The organism is Pseudomonadota bacterium (assembly GCA_010028905.1).
Taxonomy (GTDB): domain Bacteria; phylum Vulcanimicrobiota; class Xenobia; order RGZZ01; family RGZZ01; genus RGZZ01.
In genome coordinates, this window is the sequence record RGZZ01000177.1 from 1 (window position 1) to 9,330 (window position 9,330).

A 9,330-nucleotide genomic window follows, 5' to 3' on the forward strand; every position below is an offset into this window, starting at 1 on the left:
GAGACCTCTTGCGCCAGGCGACCGCATCGCCGTGGTCGCCCCTTCGAGCCCCTTCGAATCCGCCAACCTCGACCGTGGCCTCGAATGGCTGCGCGCGCAAGGCTATGACGCCGTGGTGGCGCAGAGCGCCCACCAGCGACACCGCTACCTGGCAGGAACCGATGCGGCCCGCGCGACCGACCTGCAGCGCGCGCTCGTCGACCCCACCATCGCCGCCGTCATCTGCGCCCGCGGTGGTTATGGCTCGGCTCGGCTGCTCTCCCATCTCGAGGCTTCGGCCATTCGGCCGCACTGCAAGCTCGTCTGCGGCTTCTCCGATGTGACCACGCTCCATCTGTGGCTCAACCAGGCCTGCGGATGGGTGACCTTTCACGGCCCGATGATCGCCACGCGATTCGCGGGCGAGGGGTTCGACAGCGACACCGCCACCTCGCTGCTCGCCGCCCTGCGGGGCGAGACCGCCGCGGTGCACGCCCCAGACGCACGCACCGCGGTGCCTGGCCGCGCCCACGGGCGCCTCGTGGGGGGGAACCTGACCCTGCTCTGTCACAGCATCGGCACGGCGCACGAGGTCGATACCGACGGCGCCCTGCTGCTCATCGAGGACGTGCACGAGTCACCCTACCGAATCGACCGCATGCTCACCCATCTGCGCCAGGCCGGCAAGCTCGTGGGGGTGAGAGGCGTCATCGTGGGTGAGATGGAGGACTGCGCCGCGCCGGACGACGCCGGCTACACCCTCGACGAGGTCATCGCAGACTGCCTCTCCGGCTTGTCGGTTCCCACGGTGACGCACTTCCCCATCAGCCACGGCGCGCCCAACCACACCGTCGCCCTGGGCATCGAATACGAGCTCGACGCCGACGCGAAGCGCCTCTTGCCCTTGGAGCCCTCCCACCGATCTGACGGCTAGCTGGTTGCGCCTCCCCGCCGGCGACGTCGCTCGATGACGAGCATGAGCGACATGACGAGGGCGGTGAAGACGGTGAGGGTGAGGCCGTAGAGGAAGGAGCGCGGGCGGAAGCGCATGACGATCTCGTGTCGCCCCGCTTCGAGGGGAATCGCCCGCAGCGCGCCGTTGGCCCGCAGCACCTCCACCGATCTGCCGTCCACCGTGCAGGTCCACCCTGGGTAGAAGATCTCCGAGAACACGAGCAGCCCAGCGCGATCGAGCTCGGCGGTGAGCGCGATGAGATCGGCCTCGTAGCGCTGCGGCGTGACGCGCGCGTTCACACGGCCGCCCAGCGGCGGGCTCGGGAACGAGGGCGCCGCCTCGAGGAGCACCTCGCTCCGGGGGTCGAACCCGGGCGCGCGGATGACGGCAAAGATGTCTTGTGGGTTGGAGATGACCCGATATCCCGGCACCGCCCAGGCGAGACCGAGCGCTCCCTCTACACGACGGGCGCGCAACCCGCCACGTCCCCCCGACAACCGATATCGCGCGGCGTCGCGGCCCGCGCCATCGACATCGAGCTCGAGCACGTCGGTGAGGTTGAGCATGCGCGTCATGGCCGACTCGGCAGGCAGCATGACAAAGAACCCGTTGTGATGCATGTAGCCCGGGTCTCCAGGCCCCTGACCGTGCCCCGCCTGGCTGTAGTAGAGATAATCGATGTAGGGGCGCAGGAAGAGCGGGTTGGTGCCCTGCACGTTGCGCACACCGAAAGGAGCGCACCACGTGGCGATCTGCGTGGGTATGTCAACGCTGGTGTGCGTGACCACGCGGCCCACGTCCGGACGGGCGGCGAGGTCGCGCACGATGGCCAGATCGCCAGACGCCGCGGGAGAAGGCTCCGCGTGCACGTAGGCGCCGGCAAAGGCCAGGAGATCGACCCCCACCAGCAGCACGAGACCGGTTGCCGCAACGGCTCGACGCCCTCGCAGCCGCCCGACGGCCGCGCACGCCAGCGTGGAGAAGAGCAGCAGCAGGGTCCAGCGCGCCTGCGGAAAGGCGAATCCGAACGAGGCGCGGGCATGCAGCACGAGGGCCACCAGACCGAAGAAGGCCACAAAGCACGCCGCGAGAGGCACGGCCGAAGAGATCGCCTCGCGGTCGCGCGTGGAACGGTAGCCGCAGAGCGCCTGCACCCCGTGGCCGGCAAGCACCGAGACCCCCACGACCGTCAGCACCATCCATCGGGGGGGGACCCTGAACTTGCCGAATCCGGGCAGGAGAGCGCGCAGGACGTCGTGACCACCCAGCTCGCCCACGTGCACGTTGTTCCCCAGCGAGATCACGAGCCCGAGCAGCGCGCAGGTCAAGAAGAAACCGATGCGCAGCCCCGCGCGATGCGCGTCTCCCAGAGCCGCCGCAACCAGAACGAGCGTCACGGCGCCGACGTAGAAGCACTCCTCGTGAAAGGTGTATCCGCCGCTCCACGTGCCTTCCACCGGATTCCCGAAGACGTAGGGATTGAGCAGTGTCCAGAGCATGCGGGGCGCCGCGGTGCCGATGCTCGACCAGGCCGAGGAGACCGCGGGCTGCCGCGCCGTGAAGGCCGTGAGCTCGACCATCGGAACCAGCTGAAGGCCCGCCAGGCCCAGCGCCAGCAGCGGCACCGTGGCACCGATGAGCGCGAAGCGCACCTTGCGCCCTGGCGTTGACGCCTCGTCACCGATCAGCAGGAAGATCATCCAGGCCACTCCCACGACGCTGGCGATGAAGACGATCTGCGGAGCGCCGCCAAGGAGCATGAGGGTGTAGTCGAGAACCCCGGCGATGAGCCAGTCGAGGGCGGGGCGACCGCGCTCGGCACTGTCGCGGCAGTACCGCTCGATGGCAAGCATCAGCCCCGGGATCCAGACGTAGCTCGCCAGCACCGGGAGCTGGGTGAGATGCAGCAGCGGGAAGGCCGAGAACGCAAAGATCAGCGCACCGCACAAGGCGGCAGACGGCTCGAGGGTCGAGGGGCGCCCGGTCTGCCGCAGCCACGCGTACATGAGCGCGCTGGCGATGAAGAAGTGCAGCGCCACGAATGCGACCATGGCCGGCCCCGTGGGCACCCCATAGAAGATGAGGTTGGGTGGATAGAAGATCTGTCGCTGGATGTCAGCGATATGAGGCAGGCCGCAGAACTCCCACGGCAGCCAGAACCCGATGCTGCCCTCGTGGGCCAGCCGGTAGAGCAGCGACTTCCACGGAAAGAACCAGTACGCCAGATCGTCGTAGGCCAGGGTCTGACCATCGAGGGCGTATCGTCCGAAGAAAACGAACGCCACCGCCGCGAGGAACGCGAACGGCAGCGCGTGACGCAGGCTTCGCACCTCTACGGGGGTCAGCCGGGAGGCATCTCGGTCATCATCGACTCGTCGACCTCGAGAACCTCTTCAGGCAGCGAGAAGTCGGCATCGGGAAGCTCGTCGTCAGAAGCCGGCGTGGGTTCAGGCTCTTCTTTTGCGGCGCGCCCCTTGCGCCCACCCTTCTCAGAGGGGGGCGACGAGGCCTTCTCGGCGGCAGGCTTTGCCGCGGCCGTCTTGCGAGGCGCCTCGGCGGGCTCGGCAACCTCTTGAAGCGGCGCGATGCGACGCATGATCGCATCTTGCACGGCCACCGGGGTGAGCGCGCTGAAGCTTGCAAGCATCGCCTTCACAACGCCCTTCTCCTTGCGCGCGAACACCGCGGTGAGGCGAGCCTCGAGCGTCTGGAGGGAATCGATGAAGTCGAACTCGGCGCACGGGTTGCACTGCTGCAGGTGCTGACGCATGAGCAGCGACACGCGCTGGGTCGAGATCACCACCACGTGGCCCAGGCCGTAGGCGGCGATCTGGGCGTTGACGAGATACGACTCTTCAAGCGAGAGCTTGCGGTTCGCCACCACGATGAGGAACATCTGGTCGTTCACCGTGACGAAGAAGTTCGTCAGCGCCCCCTCGCCCTGCCGCACACGCACGCGGTCGTACGCGATGCCGATGGCGTCGAGCGCACCGAGCGCCCGCACCACGAGCCAGTGATCGCGCTCGAGGAGGTTGCGCCCGAAGTCAGAGACGGTGATGATCTCGTCGAGCACCTCTTCGCTCACCGAGTTCCCGCAGATGAAGCACTTGAAGGTCTTCTGCGAGGGGTCTTCGATGGCGGCGCGCGACGACACGCGGAGGATCTGCTGGCCGGTCTTGCGGCACAGCACCGCGAAGTCTTTTGTCACGAGCCCCAGCTCTTCGAGACGTGAGACCTGGTGCTCGGTGACGGAAGCCTCCTGGGTGAGGGTCTGGCTGAACTTGGTCAGGAACACCGAGCGCGCCGTGAGGATCTGGGTGAGGAGGCCGTGCATGCCCTCGCTCTCGAGCTCACGCGCGGCCGCGACCTCTGGCGAGGAGGGGGCCATGGTGGCCGACTCCTCACGCAGGCTCTCGAGCGCCTCGCTCTCGACCAGGAACGGCTCCCACGCCAGATCGTTACGCGCGGTCACCGCGCCCGCGATGCCCAGCAGGGCGTCGAAGAAGTCGTCGTAGTCGGACGGATCGTTGCGCGTGACCACCCCCGCCTCGATCGCCCCGTTCTCGCGTGACGCGCGGTAGTACGCAATGGTGTCACGGTCGCGCAGCACGAGGTCGCCGAGGACCAGCGGCGACGCGGCCAGGGTCTGCTCTCGCGCGGCCCAGGTCTCGGCGTCATCGGCCCCGAGGCCGAGCCGGGTGAAGTACTCGCGGCGAACGCCGCTGATGAGGGGGGTCAGCCGCTCATCGGCCTGCTTCTGGAAATCGGCTGCCTGGGCTTCTTCGAGCGTGACCTCGAGCCGACGCCGCACAATGTTCAACATCGCTGTTACGACCTCTCCCGTCTCCCTTGGGACTTGCCGGCTGCGGCGGGCCGCGACACTCATGGTCGCCTGTCTCTCTGCTGCCTGCCGGCGGGCACCGCCTCTCTGGGCACCGCAGCGATGCGGTCAGAGGGGCGCGCAAGGGAAGGGTGTTCGTGGCCCTCCCTTAAATTCCTCGTCGAGCCGTCGCCCTGCACACAGGCAACGGAGAGCCGGGCTCAGATCGACGGCCGCGGCAGGGCTGTGCGGGATGTCGCAGGGGGAAGCCGCGCCGACTCGGCCTCGTCTTCGACGGCGAGGTCTCGACGGCCGAGCTCGCGCCAGGCGCGCGCTCGGGCACGCCACCCCTCGGCATCGTCAGGACGCGCGCGGATGTATCGCGTGAGCAGGCGCTCCGCTTCAGCAGGGCGCCCGAGCTCGATGAGGGCCACTCCTCCCAGGTGCAGGGCGCGGACGCTCTGCGGCGCCAGCTCGAGGGCGCGCTGGGCGTCCGGCAGGGCGCTCGACGGCTCCCGCATCGTCAGGCGCGTGGCCGCCCGATTGCACCATGTGAGGGGCAGCGCCGGATCGATGCGCAGCGCCTGTCGCAGGTCTGCCAGCGCCTCATCGAAGCGCTCGAGACGCGTGAGGACGCGCGCGCGGTCGTTGTAGGCAAGCGCACTGTCCGGATCGAGCTCGACGCAGCGCGCGTAGTCGGCCAGCGCACGCAGCGGGCTGTCGAGCGCCCCTTCGTACAGAGCAGCGCGGAAGCGGAGGATCTCTGTCGATCGCGGATCTCGCGCGAGTGCGCGGTTGAGATCGTCGAGGGCCCGCCGCGGATTGCCCAGCATGGCATGGGCCTGACCGCGGAATGCGTAGACGGCAGGCTTGCGCGGATCGAGCTCCACGGCACGATCGAGATCGGCGAGCGCGCGCTGGCGCTCGCGCTCGCGCTCCTTCGTGTCTGCCTTCGCATCCGGCCTCGTGTCCGGCGTCGAGGCCGGCCTTCGCGTCGACCGCGGCCGCAGCGGCGGCTCGAGCGAGATCAGCAGGCGCGTCCAGCCACACAGTGCATGGGCGCGCACGTCATCAGGTCGCAGGGAGGCCGCCTCTTCGAACGCGCGGAGGGCTTGTCGCAGATCACCGCGCTCAAGCCAGCCGATGCCCTGCTCGACCCGCTCGGAGCGGGGCTGCGCGGCGATCGGCAAGACCGCGGAGAGGGCGAGGAGGGTGAGCATCGCGAGGAAGCACGCCCGCCACGACATCCTTGCGGTCGAACGGCGCGACAGAGGGGAAGGAGACATGCGACGCTTCTGCTTCTTGCGGCGGCCAGGGCGGTCCTGCGCCGCTCCGAGAGCCCACCTTCCTGGGCAGGATTTGTACCGGCCCCCTTTGAAACCCGGGCGGCGTCCGCGAGGCACATCAGCGAGGAGGTGAGCCCCACTGAAGGCGGTGGTCATGGCTGGAGGCGAGGGCTCTCGCCTGCGCCCCCTCACGTGCAATCGCCCCAAGCCCCTCGTCCCGCTCTGCAACAAGCCCGTGATGGAGTACATCATCGAGCTGCTGAAGCGCCACGGGGTCGACACCGTGATCGTCACCCTCCACTACCTCGCCAACGAGATCGTCTCGTACTTCGGCGACGGCTCCGACTGGGGCGTGCAGATGATCTACTCGGTGGAGGACGAGCCCCTGGGCACCGCCGGCAGCGTGAAGAAGGTGGAGTCGTACCTCACCGACACCTTCATCATCATCAGCGGCGACTGCCTCACCGATTTCGATCTGAGCCAGGCCGTGGAGGCGCATCGGCAGCGGGCGTCGAGCGCGACGATGGTGCTGGCCCGCGTCGACAACCCCCTCGAGTACGGCGTGGTCATCCTCGACGAGGCGCAGCGCGTGAGCCGCTTCCTCGAGAAACCCTCGTGGGGCGAGGTCTTCAGCGACACGGTGAACACCGGGATCTACGTTCTTGAGCCTGAGGTGTTCGACTACATGGAGGTCGACCATCCGTACGACTTCAGCAAGGACCTCTTCCCGCAGCTGATGGAGGAAGGCCTCTCGGTGCACGGCCACGTGGCGTCGGGCTACTGGAGCGACATCGGAAGCCTGCAGTCATACCGTCAGGCCCATCACGACCTCATCGAGGGACGGGTGCAGGCGACCCTTCCGGGCAAGCGGGCCGCCAAGGACGTCTGGGTGGGGGAAGGGACCGAGATCCACCCGTCGGTGGTGCTCCGGGGTCCCGCCGTCATCGGCCGCAACTGCCGCATCAAGCAGGGCGCCGAGGTCGAGGAGCTGTCGGTCATCGGCGACAACTGCATGCTCGAGGAAGGCGCGAGCGTACAGCGGTCGGTGCTCTGGAACAACGTGTTCGTGGGGCGCAAGGCGAAGGTCACGGGGTCGACGGTGTGCCGTGGCGTGACCATCAAGGGCAGCTCGCTGGTGAGCGAGGGGGTGATTCTCGGCGACAAGTGCTTCATCGGAAGCGGCGCGGTGATCCATCCCCAGGTCAAGATCTGGCCCGACAAGAACATCGAGGCCGGCGCCACCGTGAACATGAGCATCATCTGGGGCATCCGCTGGCCTGGGTCGCTGTTCGGGCAGCAGGGAATCTCAGGGCTCGCCAACATCGAGATCACCCCGGAGTTCGCCCTCAAGCTTGGCGCGGCCTATGGCGCCTTCCTTGAGAAGGGGGCCACCGTCACCACCAGCCGAGACGCCCACCCCGCCTCGCGCATGTTCAACCGCGCGCTGATCTGTGGGCTCATCTCGGTCGGGTGCAACGTGCTCGATCTGCGCGTGTGTCCGGCGCCCGTGGCCCGCTACACCATTCGCAGCTCCGGCCTCAAGGGCGGCGTGCACTCCCGGATCGCACCCGAAGACGCCCGCGCGGTGGTCATCGAGTTCTTCGACGCGCGTGGCATCAACACGAACAAGACCGCGGAGCGGCGCATCGAGAACCTCTTCTTCCGCGAGGACTTCCGCCGCACGAGCCTCGACGAGGTCGGGGTCATCGACTTCCCGGCCCGCGCCATCGACCAGTACCAGGAGGGGTTCTTCAAGAAGATCGACGTCGACGTGGTGCGACGCGGTTCGTTCAAGGTAGTCATCGACTACGTGTTCGGCAACCCCTCGCTCGTGCTGCCGGGGCTGCTCGGCAGGCTCGGATGCGAATCGGTGGCCCTGAACGCCTATGTCGACGCGGGGCGCGGCCGCACGGTGCCCTTCGACAGGAACCGCAGCCTGCGCCAGCTCTCCGACATCGTCGCAACCCTCGACGCCCACCTCGGCGTGCTCATGGATCTCGACGCGGAGAGCCTCGTGCTCGTCGATGACAAGGGAACCATCCTCGCCCCCTCGCAGCTGCTGGCGCTCATGGTGATGCTGACCCTTCGGCGCACGAAGAACGCCATCATCGCCGTGCCCCTCACCGCCCCTTCCATGCTCGAGCGCCTGGCCAACGAGCACCAGGGAAAGATCATCCGCACCAAGACCGACGGCCGCTCGCTCATGCACACGGCGCAGCTCGGTGAGAAGAAGATCCACTTCGCCGGACGCGAGACGGGGTCGTTCATCTTTCCCCAGTTCCAGCCATCGTTCGATGCCATGTTCGCGCTGGCGCGGCTCCTCGAGATGATGGCGCAGGAGAAGCTCCGGGTGTCGGAGCTGATGGCGCTGGTGCCCCCGTTCCACCAGCGAGAAGCCACCGTCGACTGCCCGCGGGCCGAGAAGGGGCGCGTCATGCGAACCCTCATCGAGGAGAACCGCGCACGGCCCATCGAGCTCATCGAGGGGGTCAAGGTGTACTTCGACTCCGGATGGGTGCTGGCCATCCCCGATCCGGTCGAACCGACCCTGCGCCTTCTCGCGGAAGGGGCCAGCGATGACGAGGCCCAGGTTCTCGTCGACACCTGGGCCGCACGCGTGAAGACCCTCCTCACCGCCCCCGAGGGCGAGGTTGCCGCGCGCCCGGAGCGACGCACCCGCCAGCAGCGGCTGAACAATGCCCGCACCCTGGCCGAGAGCTCGGCGGTGCCCATCGAGAAGGCCTTCCACTTCTGGACCCCAGGTCGATACCTGGGCGTGCGCGCCACCAGCTTCCGCGAGTTCATCGACACCATCACCTACATCGACCGCGAATCGCTCGAGTACCACATGGCGCGCGGAGATTTCGTGAACTGGCTCGAATACGAGCTGGGCAACAGCGCCCTGGCCAACAAGATGCGCGCACTGGGTGAGCGCGAGCTGCGGGGGGAAGATCTCCGCGGTGAGCTGCTCAAGCTCGTGCGATGAACCTCAGCCCCCACGCGGTCTGTTCGTGACGCGACCAGACCACGCGGGAATCGTCAACAAGGAGGAAGAGGTCTTGACAGACTTCTGGGACGCCTATCGGAATCGCGTGCTGTCGGGCACCACCGCAGCCGACGCCGCCTGCATGATACATCAGAAGGTCGCGTCGACCGGGGTGATGCTGCCCGCCATCACGCGCCCCGCCCACTACCTCGGACACATGTCGACGCTCACCGCCGACTTCGTCAACCACGTGGAGCGTCTCATCGAGACCCCGGTCGAGAGCTCGGCCATGCTCCTGCGCTCG

6 protein-coding genes are annotated in these 9,330 nt (G+C 67.8%); 3 read left to right on the plus strand and 3 right to left on the minus strand.

All coding sequences use genetic code 11. The annotated features are described in order from the left end of the window. Positions 1 to 913 (plus strand): LD-carboxypeptidase (locus EB084_13025; protein NDD29180.1); only part of this gene is annotated, 913 nt, incomplete at its 5' end. On the opposite strand, the gene EB084_13030 is transcribed toward EB084_13025, so the two are convergent. The 3 genes from EB084_13030 to EB084_13040 all read right to left on the minus strand — a co-directional run bounded on the left by EB084_13030 (position 910) and on the right by EB084_13040 (position 6,292). Continuing rightward, positions 910 to 3,264: a hypothetical protein gene (locus EB084_13030; GenBank protein ID NDD29181.1), complete on the minus strand. Its 2,355-nt coding sequence runs from the start codon at positions 3,262 to 3,264 to the stop codon at positions 910 to 912. The genes EB084_13025 and EB084_13030 overlap by 4 nt on opposite strands. An 11-nt stretch (positions 3,265 to 3,275) precedes the next feature. Further along, on the minus strand, positions 3,276 to 4,757 hold the full coding sequence (locus EB084_13035) for a hypothetical protein (protein ID NDD29182.1): 1,482 nt from the start codon (positions 4,755 to 4,757) through the stop codon (positions 3,276 to 3,278). Between the two features lie 218 nt (positions 4,758 to 4,975). Continuing rightward, positions 4,976 to 6,292, minus strand: coding sequence for a tetratricopeptide repeat protein (locus EB084_13040; GenBank protein ID NDD29183.1), 1,317 nt, complete (start codon positions 6,290 to 6,292; stop codon positions 4,976 to 4,978). Between EB084_13040 and EB084_13045 the strand changes: the two genes are divergently transcribed. Continuing rightward, the gene (locus EB084_13045) at positions 6,195 to 9,026 is read left to right on the plus strand and encodes a hypothetical protein (protein ID NDD29184.1); all 2,832 of its coding nucleotides are present in this window, start codon (positions 6,195 to 6,197) and stop codon (positions 9,024 to 9,026) included. The genes EB084_13040 and EB084_13045 overlap by 98 nt on opposite strands. Continuing rightward, a partial coding sequence (locus EB084_13050) for a hypothetical protein (GenBank protein NDD29185.1) occupies positions 9,001 to 9,330 on the plus strand: 330 nt, incomplete at its 3' end. The genes EB084_13045 and EB084_13050, both read left to right, overlap by 26 nt.